At 71.1% G+C, this 15,700-nt stretch carries 15 protein-coding genes and 1 tRNA gene; 8 read left to right on the top strand and 8 right to left on the bottom strand.

Translation table 11 applies throughout. The features are described 5' to 3' along the window. Window positions 1-46 precede the first annotated feature (46 nt). Window positions 47-119, top strand: a tRNA-Ala gene (locus tag IF83_RS0109605). A gap of 74 nt (window positions 120-193) precedes the next feature. Here the strand turns inward: IF83_RS0109605 and IF83_RS0109600 are convergent. Further along, window positions 194-940, bottom strand: a complete 747-nt coding sequence (locus tag IF83_RS0109600) for a DUF5324 family protein (protein WP_037679362.1) — start codon at window positions 938-940, stop codon at window positions 194-196. Between the two features lie 230 nt (window positions 941-1,170). Here IF83_RS0109600 and IF83_RS0109595 point away from each other — a divergent pair, with 230 nt between their 5' ends. Both IF83_RS0109595 and IF83_RS0109590 read left to right on the top strand, forming a co-directional pair. Then, window positions 1,171-1,704 carry a peptidylprolyl isomerase gene (locus IF83_RS0109595; RefSeq protein ID WP_030543664.1) on the top strand — a complete coding sequence of 178 codons (534 nt, stop codon included), beginning with the start codon at window positions 1,171-1,173 and terminating at the stop codon, window positions 1,702-1,704. 183 nt (window positions 1,705-1,887) lie between these two features. After that, entirely contained in the window at window positions 1,888-2,787 is a 900-nt protein-coding gene (locus tag IF83_RS0109590) for a rhomboid family intramembrane serine protease (protein WP_030543663.1), read from the top strand. A gap of 306 nt (window positions 2,788-3,093) precedes the next feature. Here the strand turns inward: IF83_RS0109590 and crgA are convergent, their stop codons facing one another. Continuing rightward, complete coding sequence (crgA, locus tag IF83_RS0109585; protein ID WP_030543662.1) at window positions 3,094-3,348, bottom strand: cell division protein CrgA; 255 nt, start codon at window positions 3,346-3,348, stop codon at window positions 3,094-3,096. 151 nt (window positions 3,349-3,499) lie between these two features. On the opposite strand from crgA, the gene IF83_RS0109580 reads away from it, so the two are divergent. The 5 genes from IF83_RS0109580 (at window position 3,500) to IF83_RS0109560 (ending at window position 7,497) form a co-directional block, all read left to right on the top strand. Then, window positions 3,500-4,285 carry a DUF881 domain-containing protein gene (locus IF83_RS0109580; protein ID WP_030543661.1) on the top strand — a complete coding sequence of 262 codons (786 nt, stop codon included), beginning with the start codon at window positions 3,500-3,502 and terminating at the stop codon, window positions 4,283-4,285. A 118-nt stretch (window positions 4,286-4,403) separates the two neighbouring features. Beyond that, the gene (locus tag IF83_RS34050; protein WP_030543660.1) at window positions 4,404-4,577 is read left to right on the top strand and encodes a hypothetical protein; all 174 of its coding nucleotides are present in this window, start codon (window positions 4,404-4,406) and stop codon (window positions 4,575-4,577) included. Further along, window positions 4,574-5,227 (top strand): aminodeoxychorismate/anthranilate synthase component II, encoded by a 654-nt coding sequence (locus tag IF83_RS0109570; protein ID WP_030543659.1) that lies wholly within the window; start codon window positions 4,574-4,576, stop codon window positions 5,225-5,227. The genes IF83_RS34050 and IF83_RS0109570 overlap by 4 nt, the downstream gene beginning before the upstream one ends. After that, entirely contained in the window at window positions 5,224-6,738 is a 1,515-nt protein-coding gene (locus tag IF83_RS0109565; RefSeq protein WP_030543658.1) for a class E sortase, read from the top strand. Before IF83_RS0109570 ends, IF83_RS0109565 begins: the two co-directional genes overlap by 4 nt. Window positions 6,739-6,768: 30 nt before the next feature. After that, window positions 6,769-7,497: a class E sortase gene (locus tag IF83_RS0109560; protein WP_030543657.1), complete on the top strand. Its 729-nt coding sequence runs from the start codon at window positions 6,769-6,771 to the stop codon at window positions 7,495-7,497. Between the two features lie 141 nt (window positions 7,498-7,638). Here the strand turns inward: IF83_RS0109560 and pknB are convergent, their stop codons facing one another. From pknB to IF83_RS0109530, 6 genes are all read right to left on the bottom strand, one after another. Beyond that, window positions 7,639-9,636: a Stk1 family PASTA domain-containing Ser/Thr kinase gene (pknB, locus tag IF83_RS0109555; protein WP_030543656.1), complete on the bottom strand. Its 1,998-nt coding sequence runs from the start codon at window positions 9,634-9,636 to the stop codon at window positions 7,639-7,641. Between the two features lie 168 nt (window positions 9,637-9,804). Further along, window positions 9,805-11,265, bottom strand: a complete 1,461-nt coding sequence (locus IF83_RS0109550) for a peptidoglycan D,D-transpeptidase FtsI family protein (protein ID WP_030543655.1) — start codon at window positions 11,263-11,265, stop codon at window positions 9,805-9,807. After that, on the bottom strand, window positions 11,262-12,659 hold the full coding sequence (locus tag IF83_RS0109545; RefSeq protein ID WP_030543654.1) for an FtsW/RodA/SpoVE family cell cycle protein: 1,398 nt from the start codon (window positions 12,657-12,659) through the stop codon (window positions 11,262-11,264). The genes IF83_RS0109550 and IF83_RS0109545 overlap by 4 nt, the downstream gene beginning before the upstream one ends. Window positions 12,660-12,669: 10 nt before the next feature. After that, complete coding sequence (locus IF83_RS0109540) at window positions 12,670-14,199, bottom strand: PP2C family protein-serine/threonine phosphatase (RefSeq protein WP_244176959.1); 1,530 nt, start codon at window positions 14,197-14,199, stop codon at window positions 12,670-12,672. A 138-nt stretch (window positions 14,200-14,337) separates the two neighbouring features. Beyond that, window positions 14,338-14,859 (bottom strand): FHA domain-containing protein FhaB/FipA, encoded by a 522-nt coding sequence (locus tag IF83_RS0109535; protein WP_030543652.1) that lies wholly within the window; start codon window positions 14,857-14,859, stop codon window positions 14,338-14,340. A gap of 10 nt (window positions 14,860-14,869) precedes the next feature. Next, window positions 14,870-15,694 (bottom strand): FhaA domain-containing protein, encoded by an 825-nt coding sequence (locus IF83_RS0109530; protein WP_030543651.1) that lies wholly within the window; start codon window positions 15,692-15,694, stop codon window positions 14,870-14,872. Window positions 15,695-15,700 lie beyond the last annotated feature (6 nt).

Here is a 15,700-nt window from a genome sequence, read left to right as displayed (position 1 = left end):
GCGGACACCGCGGGCGCGCCTGCGCGCGGCGGGGGTTCACCGGCCCGGGGCCTTAGCTCAGTTGGTAGAGCGCTGTCTTTGCATGGCAGATGTCAGGGGTTCGACTCCCCTAGGCTCCACCGCACGACGAACGGCGGGAGACCAGTGGTCTCCCGCCGTTCCGCTGTTCCGGCCGCGCGGGGCGCGCCCCGGCTCAGCGCTTTTCGTCGCTTTCCGTAGCGCCCCCGGCCGCCGTCCCGCCGTCCGCGACCCCGGTCTGGTGCGACTGGAGTTCGGCGTCCAGCTCGGCCTGCTCGGTGCCGCCCGTGGACGCCAGGGGCGCCCGCTCGCCGAGTTCGGTCGCGGCGGGCGGCTCGACCAGCCAGTCGGGGTTGGCCTGCTTGTCCCACCACTTCCAGGCGGCGACGGCGGCGCCCGCCAGGGCGCCCAGGAACAGCAGCCGCTTCGCCGCCCGGCCGCCCCGGGCCCGGCGCTCCCGCTTCCTGACCAGCTTCTGGATCTCCGCCGGGGTGACCTGCCCGCGGATCGCGGCCACCGCGGCGGCACTGCGCGCGGCGGCTTCGGCGCGGGCGGGCTCGGCCGCGGCGATGGCGTCGGCCAGGGCGTGCTCGACCCGCGGTACGGCGTAGTCGGCGGCATGGCGGGCGGTCTCACGCGCCCGGATCACCGCCTGCTGCGCCGCCAGGTCGACCTTGGGCGGCAGTGAACCGCGGGCCTGTTCGATCCGGGGCTGCAGCGCGCCGTACTGCGCGCGGGCGGTGCTGCGGGCCTGCTGCGCGGCCTGCGACACCTTCGGCGCCAGCATGGCCCGGGCCTCCTGCGCGTAATGCGCGGCCTGGTGCTTCGCCGTGCCGGCGTACGGCGCCACCACCTCCGCTGCGTGCAGCACGCTCTCCTTCGCGGTGTCGGTCGCGGCGCGCACGCTGTCGATGCGTGTCACGGGATCCTCCTCCTCGGTGGTGGAACACGGGTGCCTGGGGGATCCCCCAGTCGGGACGCAGTTCGCCTATCCACCCGAAGAGAGATCATGCCCGCGGCACCGGGGCGCGGCATGCGGTGACGCGCATCCGAGTGGGTTTCCCGGGGCGGCCGGAGGGGCGGTCGCTCGTCGCGGCGGGGCGCGGCGTGCGAGGATCGGGGGCGTCAGTGAGAACTTACGGAAGGCAGATCGTGGCCGAGCAGCTCTACGCCACCCTGAAGACCAACCACGGAGACATCGAGGTGCGGCTGCTGCCGAACCACGCTCCGAAGACGGTCAAGAACTTCGTCGAGCTCGCCCGGGGCGAGCGTGAGTGGACGCACCCCCGGACCGGCAAGAAGACCAGCGACCGCCTCTACGACGGCACGGTCTTCCACCGGGTCATCAGCGGCTTCATGATCCAGGGCGGGGACCCGCTGGGGAACGGCACGGGCGGTCCGGGCTACGAGTTCGGGGACGAGTTCCACCCCGACCTCTCGTTCGACCGTCCCTACCTGCTCGCCATGGCCAACGCCGGCCCGGGCACCAATGGTTCGCAGTTCTTCATCACCGTCTCGCCGACCGCGTGGCTGACGAACAAGCACACCATCTTCGGCGAGGTGGCGAACCCGGAGGGGCAGAAGGTCGTGGACGCCATCGCGGCGCTCCCCACCAACCCGCGCACCGACCGCCCGGTGCAGGACGTGGTGATCGAGTCGGTCGTCGTGGAGAGCCGCGAGGGCTGACCGGCGGCCGGCGGATCGCTCCGCGAGCAGCCGCCCGCCCCGGCCGCCCGTGAACGGGCCCGGGGCGGCGCGGCGATCCGCCGTTCGGACGCCCGTGGGATACCGCGTCCGTACCGCAGAACCGCAGAACCGCAGGACCGCTGGACCGCCGGACCGCAGGGCCCGCCGGAGCGAGGGGGATCGATGGAGCAGGCGCCGGGAAGTCCGGAACGGCCCGCGGACGGGAGCGGCCTGCCCGGCTGCTACCGGCACCCGGATCGCGAGACGGGCATCAGCTGCGTCCGCTGTGAGCGGCCCATCTGCCCGCAGTGCATGATCAGCGCCTCGGTCGGCTTCCAGTGCCCGGACTGTGTGCGGAGCGGCTCCGGTACGGGGCACGCGCCCGGCGCCAACCGTCCGCGCACGATAGCGGGGGGAGTGCAGACCGCCGACCCGCGGCTGCTCACCAAGATCCTGCTCGCGGTCAACGTGGCGGTCTGGGTCGTGGCCCTGGTGGTCCAGGACCGGTTCATCGATTCCCTCGACATGCTCGGCCTGGCCGTGGACCGCGGGACCGGCGAGGTGGTCGGCGTCGCCGACGGCGAGTGGTACCGGCTGCTGACCTCCGCGTTCCTGCACGAGCAGCCGATGCACATCGCGTTCAACATGCTCGGGCTGTGGTGGCTCGGCGGACCGCTGGAAGCGGCCCTGGGCCGGGTCCGCTACCTGGCGCTCTACTTGCTGTCCGCGCTCGGCGGCAGCGCCCTGTCCTATCTGCTCGCGGCGCAGAACCAGCCGTCGCTGGGCGCTTCCGGCGCCATCTTCGGTCTGCTGGGCGCCACGGTCGTGCTGATGCGGCGGACGAACCAGGACTTGCGCCCGGTGGTCATCCTGCTGGTGCTGAACCTCTTCATCACCTTCACCTGGGCCGACATCGCCTGGCAGGCGCACATCGGCGGCCTGGTCGCCGGCGCCGCGGTGGCGTTCGGCATGGTGCACGCCCCGCGCGGCCGGCGCGAGCTGGTGCAGTGGCTGACCTGCGGGGCGGTGCTGCTGGCGATCATCGTGGTGGTCTGGGTCCGCACCCTGCAGCTCCTGGGCTGAGGGGCCTTCCGGCGGTCCGGGCCGTCCCGGCCGTTCGGGCCGGGCAGGTTTTCCGCAGCGTGACGGGCGTTGTCCACAGCGGGTGTGGGATCTTGTGCACAGTGTTGACGGCAGGGCGGGCACCCTCCGTCAACACCAGGTTGACCTGCGTCTTTGCCGATCGGGCTGCGGATTGTACGACAACGGGGCAGTCGTATCGGCGGCCTGCCCGGCCAAGTTATCCACAGCTCTTCATATCTTTTCCCCTGCTGTGGATAACTCTGTGGACAACGTGTGGGCAAAGCTTGACCACACGGTCACTGGCCGCTATTTCCACTGAGTGGAGACCACGAACCCCGCCGCGATGAACCCGAAGCCCACCACGATGTTCCAGTTGCCGAGGGACTCGACCGGCATGTCACCGGTGGTCACATAGAACACCACGATCCAGGCCAGCCCGATCAGGAACAGGGCCAGCATCAGCGGCGCCACCCAGCTGCGGCCGCTCGACAACTTGACGGTGTTCTGCTTCGCCGGAGGCGGCGTGAAGTCGGCCTTCTTGCGGATACGTGACTTCGGCACGAGAGACTCTCCTGTCGATGCGCTGTGCGGCCGCGCGGGGATCCGGGCTGTCGGCCGGGTTGAGCCGGGTTGAGAGCGACGGGGACACTTGCTCCCCCGGGCGCGTCCGTTAGCGTAGTGCTTCCGCGGCTTCGAAGGAGATAAGGGTACGGTGAGCAATCCGGCGGATCCCGCCCCCGACCCCCGCCTCCCCGCGCCCCGGAGGCCGGGATGGCATCCGGTACGGCTCCTCACGGCAGGCATCTTCGCCCTGGCCGGCCTGCTGTTCTGGACCAGTTTCAATACCGCTCAGGGTACCAATCTCCGGACGGACGACTCCCTGCTGGAACTCTCCGATCTCATCCAGGAGCGCAGCCGGGAGAACGCCCGGCTCGACGACCAGTCCGCCGCCGTGCGTGCCGAGATCGACCGGCTGGCCCGGCGCGACGACGGCAGTACCGAGGCCCAGGACCGCAAGCTGGACGGACTGGAGAAGGCCGCGGGCACCGAGAAGGTCAGCGGCCCCGGCCTGACCGTCACCCTCACCGACGCCCCGCCGGACGCCACCGCCCGCACCCCCGGCGCCCCCGAGCCCCAGCCCAACGATCTCGTCATCCACCAGCAGGACCTCCAGGCCGTGGTCAACGCCCTCTGGCAGGGCGGCGCCAAGGGCATCCGGGTCATGGACCAGCGGCTGATCTCCACCAGCGCGGTGCGCTGCGTCGGCAACACCCTGATCCTGCAGGGCCGGGTCTACTCGCCGCCGTACACGGTCACCGCGGTCGGCGACACCGAGACCCTGCAGCAGGCGCTGGGCGATTCCCCGGCGATCGAGAACTACCTCCGTTACGTGGACGCGTACGGCCTCGGCTGGGAGGTCGAGCGGCACGACACGGTGACCCTGCGCGGCCACGCGGGCACCGTCGACCTCCAGCACGCGACCCCGCTCGAGAGGTGACCGGCCGCGGGGCCGCGGCCCCGCGGCGTCAACCGGAAGGGGTGCTTTCCCCCGCTGACCCCCGGCCGGGGCCCGGCTCCCCTTACTCTGGTCGGTGCACCGATCGGAAAGGGTCAGCATGTACGGCTGGATCTGGCGGCAGCTGCCGGGGAACACATGGGTGCGGGCACTGCTCTCGCTCGTGCTCGTGCTGGCGATCGTCTTCGTGCTGTTCCAGTACGTCTTCCCGTGGGCGGAGCCACTGCTGCCGTTCGGCGACGTGACGGTCGACAACGGGGGTGGTCCGCGGTGAGCGCGCGCATCCTGGTCGTGGACAACTACGACAGCTTCGTCTTCAACCTCGTCCAGTACCTCTACCAGCTGGGTGCCGAGTGTGAAGTGGTCCGGAACGACGCCGTGGAGCTCGGCCACGCCCAGGACGGCTTCGACGGGGTGCTGCTCTCCCCCGGACCCGGCACCCCCGAAGAGGCCGGCGTCTGCGTGGACATGGTGCGCCACTGCGCGGGCACGGGCGTCCCGGTCTTCGGCGTCTGCCTGGGCATGCAGTCCATGGCGGTGGCCTTCGGCGGCGTCGTCGGCCGGGCCCCCGAACTGCTGCACGGCAAGACGTCCCTGGTGCACCACGGCGGTGAGGGCGTCTTCCGCGACCTGCCCTCGCCCTTCACGGCCACCCGGTACCACTCGCTCGCCGTCGAACGGGACACCGTGCCCGCCGAGCTGCGGATCACCGCCTGGACGGGCGGGGACGGACCGGAGAACGGTATCGCCATGGGGCTGCGTCACCGGGAACTCCCCGTCGAGGGCGTGCAGTTCCACCCGGAGTCGGTCCTCACCGAATGGGGGCACCGGATGCTGGCGAACTGGCTCGCGGAGTGCGGGGACGGCGGCGCGGTGGAACGGTCGGTGGGTCTCGCGCCGGTGGTCGGCAAGGCCGCCGCGTGACCGCCCTCCGCCCCGAACGGGACAGCTCCCGCGCCCCGTACGAGGGCGGCGGGACACCGCCGTACGACGAGCCCGGCTCGTTCCCGGCGGCGGCGGCCGGCGGGCCGCACGATCCGCTGAACGATCCGCTCCCCGGCCTCCCGCGGCAGGCCCTCCGCGACGGCGGAAGCACCCCGCCCGGTTACGGCGAGACGCATACCGCGGCCGGCCACTCCGGGGATTACGACGACCCGTACGCGCCACCGTCCGCCCGTCCGCACGAGGAGTTCCCGGCCGAGGCGTATCCCCGGAGCCCCGCCTTCCGGGCCGTGGCGGACCCCCTGGAGCCCGTGGAGCCCCCGTCGGGCCGCGCGCACAGCGGATACGGAAGCGGGCCCCCGGACGCCCTCACGGAGCCTTACGACGGCGTCCCGGAGCCCCGGACGCACCGGCGGGGCCCCAGCCCCTTCACCGCCGGGCTGGCCGCCGTCTCCGGCGACGACCGCACGGTCACCCTGCGCGCCCCCGAACCGCCCGCGGACGAGGCCACGGTGGCCCTGCGGATCGCCGACATCCCGACGGCGGAGCCGGGGAGCGGCGGTGCCGGCCCGGCCGACGCGGCACCGGTCACCGGCGGCCGGGCGGCCCGGCGCAAGGCCGCGCAGAGCGGCGGCCGACGGCACGGCGGCGGACGGCGCGCCCGGCGCCCCGGAACGGCCGGCGCGGGCGGCGCGGCGGCGGGAACCCGTGCGACGCCGGCAACCGCCCCGGGCAGCGGAACCGGTGCCGCCGCGACGCCGTGCTCGCGGGTCGAGGCCCGCCGGCTGGCGCGGGCCCGCAAGGACAGCCCCGGGGTGATCGCGAGCCGGGTCCTCGGCGAGACGTTCATCACGGTCGGCGTCCTGATGCTGCTGTTCGTCACCTACCAGCTGTGGTGGACGAACGTCCTGGCGAACCAGCAGGCCGGCGGCGCCGCCAGCAACCTCCAGGAAGAGTGGGACAAGGGCGGCGGCGAGAAGACCGAGAACCGGGACCCGGGCGTCTTCTCGCCCGGCGAGGGCTTCGCGATCATGTACATCCCCAAGCTCGACGTGAAGGTCCCGATCGCCGAGGGGATCGACAAGCACAAGGTGCTCGACCGCGGCATGGCCGGGCACTACGCCGACGGCAAGCTGAAGACGGCCATGCCCTGGGACGAGCGGGGCAACTTCGCGGTGGCCGGGCACCGCAACACCCACGGTGAGCCGTTCCGCTACATCAACAAGCTCAAGCCGGGTGACGAGATCATCGTCGAGACGCGGGACACCTACTACACCTACGCGATGGCGAGCATCCTCCCCCAGACCCCGCCGTCCAACATCAGCGTGATCGACCCGGTGCCGAAGCAGTCGGGCTTCACCGAGCCCGGCCGCTACGTCACGCTCACCACCTGCACACCGGAGTTCACCAGTACGTACCGGATGATCGTCTGGGGCAAGATGGTCGACGAACGGCCGCGCAGCGAGGGCAAGCCCGACGCGCTCGTCGGCTGAGGACCGAGCGGAACGGACAACGGGGACGCCGTGGCAGCCACAACCGAACACGATGAACAGACCGGGGCGTCCCGGACCGCCCCCCGGCCGCGCCGCAGGGGCCGGGTGGCCGCGGTGATCGGCCTACTGGGCGAACTGCTGATCACCGCCGGTCTGGTGCTGGCCCTCTTCGTCGTCTACTCCCTGTGGTGGACGAACGTGCTGGCCGACCGCGAGGCGGACCGCAAGAGCCAGGAGATCCGGGACCGCTGGGCGGGCGGCCCCGGCGCGCTCGACACCGGGGACGGCATCGGCTTCCTCCACGTTCCGGCGATGGAGAAGGAGCCGATCCTCGTCACCGAGGGCACCGACACCGAGGAACTCAACGCCGGCGTCGCGGGCTACTACACGGACCCGGTGAAGGCCGCGATGCCCTGGAAGAAGCGGGGCAACTTCTCGCTCGCCGCCCACCGCGACGGCCACGGCGCCAAGTTCCACAACATCCACAAGCTGGAGAACGGCGATCCGGTCGTCTTCGAGACCCGCGACACCTGGTACGTGTACCGGATCTACGAGAAGCTGCCGGAGACCTCCAAGTACAACGTGGACGTGCTCGCCCACATCCCCGAGGCGTCGGGGAAGGAGAAGGCCGGCCGCTATCTGACGCTGACGACCTGCACCCCGATCTACACCTCGGACTACCGCTACATCGTCTGGGCCGAGCTGGAGCGCACGGAGAAGGTCGACGCGGACCGCACCCCGCCGGAGGAACTGCGCTGAAGCCCGCGGGGCCCGGGCGTTCCGGGTGCCCCGGCGGCGGGCGCGGTTCCGCGTCCCGCGCGCCCCCTCCGCTCACGCGGAAGTCCCCGGCACCCGCGAGGGGTACCGGGGACTTCCGCGTGACGGGGACGGGCCGTCGGGCTAGTCGTCGCCTCCGCCGGCTCCACCGAAGAAGCCGCCGAAGCCGCCGCCGTCACCGCCGCCGTTGCCGCCCTGGTCACCGCCGATGGTGACGAGCGTGACGGCCTGGCCCTTCTTCACCTGCTCACCCGCGGCCGGCGAGCTGTTGATCACCACGGCCTTGTCGTCCTGCGGGCCGGTGAAGCCGCCGATGGTGAGACCCGCGTCCTGCAGGGTCTTCTTGGCGTCCTTGACGCTCTGGCGCTTCACATCCGGCATCGGGAACTGCTCCGCGGCCTTCGCCACCTGGATGTTGACGGTCGAGCCCGCCGCGACCTGCTCGCCCGGCTGGAAGCTCTGCGAGACGATGGTGCCCGGCGGGGCGTCCGACTCGACCTCGCTCTGCTCGCCGAGCACCAGACCGACGCCCTCGAGGATCGTCTTGGCCTCGTCCGGCCGCTTGCCCGTGAGGTCCGGGACGGTGGACTTCTCCGACTCCTTGGCGACGGAGAGGGTGATGGTCACGTCCTTCGCCCGCTCGCTGCCCGCCTCGGGGGACTGCTCGATGACCGTGCCGGGGGTGCGCTCGGAGACCACGTCCTTGCGCTGGATGTTCTCGAAGCCCTTGTCCTCCAGATCGGACTTGGCCTCGTCGAACTTGGCCCCGATGACATCCGGGATGGAGATCTTCTCCGGGCCCGAGCAGACGGTCACCGTGACCGTGTCGCCCTTCGGGACCTCGGTCTTCGGTTCCGGCGACTGCTTGATGACGGTGCCCTTCTCACCGCTCTCGCAGGGCTCGCTGCCGCCCTTGGCGATCTCCAGATCGGTGTTGCCGGTCCGCCGCTCCGCCTCCTCGAAGGACTGGCCGATCAGATTGGGGACGGTGCGGTCGTCGTCGGATGTGCCGTCGAAGAGCACCCGCCCGATGAAGATCGCGCCGATCAGGACCAGCAGCCCCGCGACGACGAGCAGGATCGTCGAGGTGCTGGTCTTCTTGGCCGCGCCGCGGCGCCGGTCCGGGCGCTCGTCGTAGCCGAAGCCGCCGTCGTCCTCGCGCATCGGCGGCAGCATGCTCGTCTGGCCGCCCGCGCCCTGGGCCGGCAGGGCCGTGGTGGGCTGGTCGGCGCCGTAGGCCCCGTAGCCGACGGCACCCATGGCGGCGGTGGCGGCGACGGGCTGTCCGTCGAGGGCGGCCTCGATGTCGGCGCGCATCTCGTCGGCCGACTGGTAGCGGTAGTCCGGGTCCTTCGTCAGCGCCTTGAGGACGATGGCGTCCATCTCGGGCGTGATCTCGGGATCGAAGGTGCTCGGCGGCTGTGGCTCCTCGCGGACGTGCTGGTACGCGACGGCCACGGGCGAGTCGCCGACGAACGGCGGCCGCACCGTGAGGAGTTCGTAGAGGAGGCAGCCGGTGGAGTAGAGGTCGGAGCGGGCGTCGACCTGCTCGCCCTTGGCCTGCTCCGGGGAGAGGTACTGGGCGGTGCCGATGACGGCGGCGGTCTGCGTCATCGTCATGCCGGAGTCGCCCATGGCGCGGGCGATGCCGAAGTCCATCACCTTGACCTGGCCGGTGCGGGTCAGCATGACGTTCGCGGGCTTGATGTCGCGGTGGACGATGCCGGCCCGGTGGGAGTACTCCAGCGCCTGGAGGACGCCGATGGTCATCTCCAGCGAACGTTCGGGCAGCAGCTTCCGCCCGGAGTGCAGCAGCTCCCGCAGGGTGGAACCGTCGACGTACTCCATCACGATGTACGGGATGGAGACACCGTCGACGTAGTCCTCGCCGGTGTCGTAGACCGCGACGATCGACGGGTGGTTCAGGGAGGCGGCCGACTGGGCCTCGCGGCGGAACCGGGCCTGGAACGACGGGTCACGGGCGAGGTCCACCCGGAGTGTCTTCACAGCGACGGTACGGCCGAGCCGGGAGTCGTGGGCGAGGTACACCTCGGCCATGCCACCGCGGCCGAGCACCGAGCCCAGCTCGTACCGGCCGCCGAGGCGACGCGGCTCTTCCATAGCTTCTCCAGCCCTCTCCGTCATTCCCGACCGCACCGACATGGGGCCCGGCGGTGTGCTGTCCGGGCATACCGTACCCGGCGCGTCTTACGCGATCCGGGCGTCGGGGCGAGCTGATACACGACCGGTACGACAAGAAGGGCGGATCGCTTCATGGCGTGACCGAGATCACTTGCCGAGCACGGCCCGCATGACGTCCTCGGCGATCGGGGCCGCCAGCCCGCCGCCGCTGACGTCGCCGCGGGCCGCGTCGGAGTCCTCGACCACGACGGCCACGGCGACCGGGGAGCCCTCGTCCGTCTTCGCGTAGGAGATGAACCAGGCGTACGGCTTCTCGCTGTTGTCGACACCGCGCTGCGCGGTACCGGTCTTGCCGCCGACCGTCACACCGGGGATCTGCGCCTCCCGGCCGGTGCCCTTCTCGACCACCGTCTCCATCGCCTGCTGGAGCTTCTGCGCGTTCTCCGGCGAGAGCGGCCGGCTCATCTCCTCCGGGCTGGTCTGCTCGATGACGTTGAGGTTCGGGGCCCGCAGCTCGTCGACCATGTACGGCTTCATCAGCTTGCCGTCGTTGGCGACGGCGGCGGCGACCATGGCCATCTGCAGCGGGGTGGCGGCGGTCTCGAACTGGCCGATGGCGGACAGCGCCGTCTGCGGCTTGTCCATCTCGGTGGAGACGTTGCTGCGGCCCGCTCGGACCGGGGTGTCGATCTCGTCGTTGTTGAAGCCGAACTTCTCGGCGGTCTCGACCAGCTTGTCCCGGCCGAGATCGGCGCCGATCTTGCCGAAGACCGTGTTGCAGGAGACCCGCAGCGCCTCCCGGAGGGAGCCCTTCTCACACGTCGGGTGGGGCCCGTCGTTCTCCAGCTCGGTCCGCGTGTTCGGGAGGATGTACGGGTCGGGGGTGTCCGTCTTGGCGTCGATGTCCTCGATCAGACCGTGCTCGAGTGCCGCGGCCGCCGTGACCACCTTGAAGGTCGAGCCGGGGAAGAAGGTCTCCCGCAGCGGCCGGTTGTTCATCGGCCGGTCCGGGTCCTTGAGCAGCTTCTGGTAGTTCTCCTGGTCCTTGCTGCCCATCCCGGCGATGTCCGACGGGTCGTAGCTCGGGGCGCTGGCGAGGGCGAGGATCGCGCCGGTGGACGGGTTGATGGCCGCGACGGCGCCCTTCTTGCTTCCCAGTCCCTCGAACGCGGCCTTCTGCGCCTTGGAGTTGAGGGTGGTGACGACCTGCCCGCCGGTCTGTTCCTTGCCGGTGAACATGTCGATCGTGCGGCTGAAGAACAGCCGGTCGTCGTTGCCGGTGAGAATGCCGTCGAAGAGGTTCTCCAGCTTGTCGGCACCGAACGCCTGAGAGGCGTAGCCGGTGACCGGCGCCCACATCTCGCCGTTCTTGTACGTGCGCTTGTACTTGAAGTCGCCGCTGTCGGTGGTGGTGGAGCCGGTGATGGCCTTGCCGTCCACGATGATGTTGCCGCGCGGCACGCTGTACCGCTCGATGGCGACCCTGCGGTTGTGCTTGTCGCTCTGTAGTTCGTCGGCCTGGACGAACTGCACCCAGTTGACGCGGATCAGCAGGGCCAGTATCAGCAGGCCGCAGAAGATCGCTACACGGCGGAGGGGCTTGTTCACGTTCGGACCACCTGGGTCATCTCGGCGTCGGTGGACGGTGCCGGGGCGGGGGCCGGGCGGCGAGCGGTGTCGCTGATTCTCAGCAGGATGGCCACGAGGGCCCAGTTGGCGATCACGGACGAGCCGCCCTGGGCGAGGAACGGCAGCGTCATGCCCGTCAGCGGGATCAGCCCGGTGACGCCGCCGGCGACCACGAAGACCTGGAGGGCGAAGGCGCCGGCGAGGCCGACGGCCAGCAGTTTGCCGAACGGGTCGCGGGCGGCGAGGGCGGTGCGCATCCCGCGCTCGATCAGCAGGGCGTAGAGCACCAGGACGGCCATGACGCCGGTGAGCCCCAGCTCCTCGCCCACGGTGGCCAGGATGTAGTCACTCTTGGGGGCGATACCGCCGATGAGCCGGGAGTAGCCCTGCCCGAGCCCGGAGCCGAGGATGCCGCCCGCGCCGAAGGTGTACATGGCCTGCGCGGTCTCGGTGACCCCGCCGTTCTGCAGCTCCAGCGGGTTCAGCCAGTTGTGGACCCGGCTCTGGACGTGGGAGGCGAAGGACGCCACCGCGACAGCGCCCACGGCGCTGAGGGTGAGGCCGAAGACCACCCAGCTGGTGCGCTCGGTGGCCACGTACAGCATGATCACGAAGAGGCCGAAGAAGAGCAGCGAGGTGCCGAGGTCGGTCTCGAAGATCAGGATCATCAGGCTGAGCGCCCAGATGACGAGGATCGGGCCGAGGTCGCGGCCGCGCGGCAGATACATGCCCATGAACCGGCGGCTGGCGAGCGCGAGGGCGTCCCGCTTGACCATGAGGTAGCCGGCGAAGAAGACCGCGATGATGATCTTCGCGAACTCACCGGGCTGCAGCGAGCCCACGCCCGGGATGGTGATCCAGATCCGGGCACCGAAGCGGGCCGGGAAGAACATCGGCAGGATCAGCAGGATCAGCGCCACCACCATGGAGATGTAGGTGTAGCGCTGGAGCACCCGGTGGTCCTTGAGGAAGAACAGCACGCCGAGGAAGAGCGCGATGCCGAGCGTGGACCACATCAGCTGGCCGGGGGCCATCGCGCCGCCGAGCCGCGGGGTGGTGATGCTCGGCTCCAGGTCCAGCCGCCAGATCAGCACCAGGCCGAGGCCGTTGAGGAGGGTGGCGATCGGCAGCATCAGCGGATCGGCGTACGGGGCGAACTTGCGCACCATGAAGTGGGCTATGCCCGCCAGCAGGCCGAGGCCCGCCGCGTAGCCGAGGACGCCCGCGGGAACGGTGCCCTCCTTCGCCAGGCCCACGTTGACGTAGGCGAAGACGGGGATGAGCACGGCGAAGACGAGCAGCGCGAGCTCGGTGTTGCGCCGGCTCGGTGCGCCCATCGGTCCGATGGTGGTGGTGTTGGCGGAACTGCTCATGGCTGGCCCCTTACGGCTGCGTGCTGTCGCACTGCTTGGCCAGCCGTTGCTCTTCCTCCGAAAGGCTGGGGCCGGGCGAAGGAGTGGCGGCCCTGCTGGCATCGTCGTTCTGGTTCTCGCGGTCGGCCGTTCCGCCGGGGGCGCCGGCCTCGTTCTGCCGTTCCTCGGCTTCCTTCTCCTTGGCAGCCTTCTCCTCGGCGGCGGCCCGCTGCTCGGCCTGCTTGCGGCAGGCCGTGGCCTGCTTGCCGAGGTCGCCGACCTTGTCGCGGGCCTGGGAGAGGCTCGCGACCGCGATGGTCTCCTTGACCTGGTTGCGCTGGTAGACCGGAAGGTACTTGAGTTCGATCTCCGGGTGGTCCTCGTGGAGCTTGTTGAGGCTGATCCACGCGAGATCCTGGCTGATGCCCTGGTAGAGCGCGACGTGCTCGCCCTCGGTGCCCACGTAGTACTGGGTCTGGGTCCAGCGGTACCCGCCGTAGACCCCGCCGCCGACGATGCCCAGCACCAGGACGAGTCCCAGGGATCTCTTGAGCCACTTGCCGCGCCGGGGCTTGCTCAGATCGCCGCCGGCGTAGGCACCGTAGGAGCCGTCACCGGGCGGGTCGCCGACCGGCTCGCCGCTGCCGGGCGGGCCGAAGCCGCCCTGGGCCGGGGAGCCGGGGTTCTGGCCCTGCTGGGGCACGCCCCGGCCGAGGCCCGCCGCACGGCCCGCCGGGGTCTGCATCGCGCCGTTGTCGCCGAGCTGCGCCTGGTTCTCGGCGACGGCTCCGACGACCACGGGGGTGTCGTTGAGCCGGCCGGCGAGGGTGTCCGTGCCGTCCACGTCGAGGACGTCGGCCACGATGCAGGTGATGTTGTCGGGGCCGCCGCCGCGGAGCGCGAGCTGGATGAGCTCCTGCACGGTCTCGTGCGGGCCCTGGTAGCCGGCGAGGGTGTCCTCCAGCGTCTGGTGGCTGACGACACCGGAGAGCCCGTCGGAGCAGATCAGGTAGCGGTCGCCGGCCCGGACCTCGCGGATGGAGAGATCGGGCTCGACGTGGTCGCCGCTGCCCAGCGCGCGCATCAGCAGGGAGCGCTGCGGGTGGGTGGTGGCCTCCTCCTCGGTGATCCGGCCCTCGTCCACCAGCCGCTGGACCCAGGTGTGGTCCTGGGTGATCTGGGTGAGGACGCCGTCGCGGAGGAGATAGGCGCGGGAGTCGCCGACGTGCACGAGGCCGAGGCGGCGGCCGGTCCACAGCAGCGCGGTCAGGGTGGTGCCCATGCCCTCCAGCTGCGGGTCCTCCTCGACCATCACGCGCAGCTGGTCGTTGGCGCGCTGCACGGCGGTGCCGAGCGAGGTGAGGAGGTCCGAGCCGGGTACGTCGTCGTCGAGCTGGACGAGGGTCGAGATCACCTCGGAGCTGGCGACCTCACCCGCCGCCTGGCCGCCCATGCCGTCGGCGATGGCGAGGAGGCGGGGACCGGCGTAACCGGAGTCCTCGTTGCCCTCACGGATCATGCCTTTGTGCGATCCGGCGGCGAAGCGCAGTGACAGACTCATGCGCACCTCGCCTGTCGGCTCCGGGTACATCCGCACGGTGCCCACCCTCCGGTCGGGAGCGCGCGGGGGTCCCCTGCCGGGACGGTCCCGGCGGCGGTATCCGCCGGGGCGCGCTCGCTCCGCTCGCTCATTGTCTTACTACTTCCGCAGCTCGATGACGGTCTTGCCGATGCGGATCGGCGCTCCCGGCGGAATCGGCGTCGGCGCGGTGAGTCGGTTCCGGTCGAGGTAGGTGCCGTTGGTGGAGCCGAGGTCCTCGACGATCCACTGGCCGTCCCGGTCCGGATAGATCCTGGCGTGCCGGCTGGAGGCGTAGTCGTCGTCGAGCACGATGGTCGAGTCGTGCGCGCGGCCGAGGCTGATGGTCTGCCCCTGCAGCGCGACGGTGGTGCCCGTCAACGTGCCCTCGGTGACGACGAGTTTGGTCGGGGCGCCGCGCCGCTGCCGGCCCGCGCCGCGGCCGCCGGTCTGCTGGCGCGGGGGCTGCGGCGGACGGCCCGCCGGGGCCGCGCGGCCGGGCTCGGCGCCGCGGCGCGCCGCGCGCTGCGTCACGCGGGTGCCGAACAGATCGCTGCGGATGACCTGTACGGCCACGATGACGAACAGCCACAGTACGGCGAGAAAACCCAGCCGCATGACCGTCAGGGTCAGCTCTGACATTGCCCCCGCTTCACCCTTCGGCTTGCCGGTAAACGATGGTGGTACTGCCCACGACGATTCGCGAGCCGTCGCGGAGCGTAGCGCGGGTGGTGTGCTGTCCGTCCACCACGATGCCGTTGGTCGACCCGAGATCCTGGATCACGGTGGGCGCACCCGTGCGGATCTCGCAGTGCCGGCGGGAGACCCCGGGGTCGTCGATGCGGACATCGGTCTCGGTGCTGCGGCCGAGGACCAGCGTCGGACGGGAGATCTGGTGGCGGGTGCCGTTGATCTCGATCCAGCGGCGGGTCTGCGCTCCGGGCAGCGGGCCGGCTCCGGGCAGCCGCGACACCGGCGCCGGGCCGGGCGGAGCACCGGGCGGCGGCGAGGAGGGCATCGGCGGCGGACCGCCGGGCTGTGCCGGGTAGCCGCCGGGGTGCGGCGCCGCGGCGGGGCGGCGGCCGGCCGGCGCCTGGGACTCGCTGGAGGCGAGGGTGCGGCTGCGGACCCGGTAGAGGCCGGTGTCGAGGTCCTCGGCCTTCTCCAGGTGGACCTGGACGGAGCCCATGAAGGTGTAGCGCTGCTGCTTGGCGTAGTCGCGGACCATGCCGGACAGTTCGTCGCCCAGCTGGCCCGAGTAGGGGCTGAGGCGGTCGAAGTCCGGTGTGCTCAGCTCGACGATGAAGTCATTGGGCACGACCGTCCGCTCGCGGTTCCAGATGGTCGCGTTGTTGTCGCACTCGCGCTGGAGCGCGCCGGCGATCTCGACCGGCTGCACCTCGGACTTGAACACCTTGGCGAAGGTGCCGTTCACGAGACCCTCGAGACGCTGCTCGAAGCGCTTCAGTACTCCCACTGGGCA

This window comes from Streptomyces albus subsp. albus (assembly GCF_000719865.1).
GTDB classification, from domain to species: Bacteria; Actinomycetota; Actinomycetes; order Streptomycetales; family Streptomycetaceae; genus Streptomyces; species Streptomyces albus_E.
The sequence above is the reverse complement of the archived record's forward strand: the minus strand, read 5'-3'. Positions and strand labels throughout refer to the sequence as shown.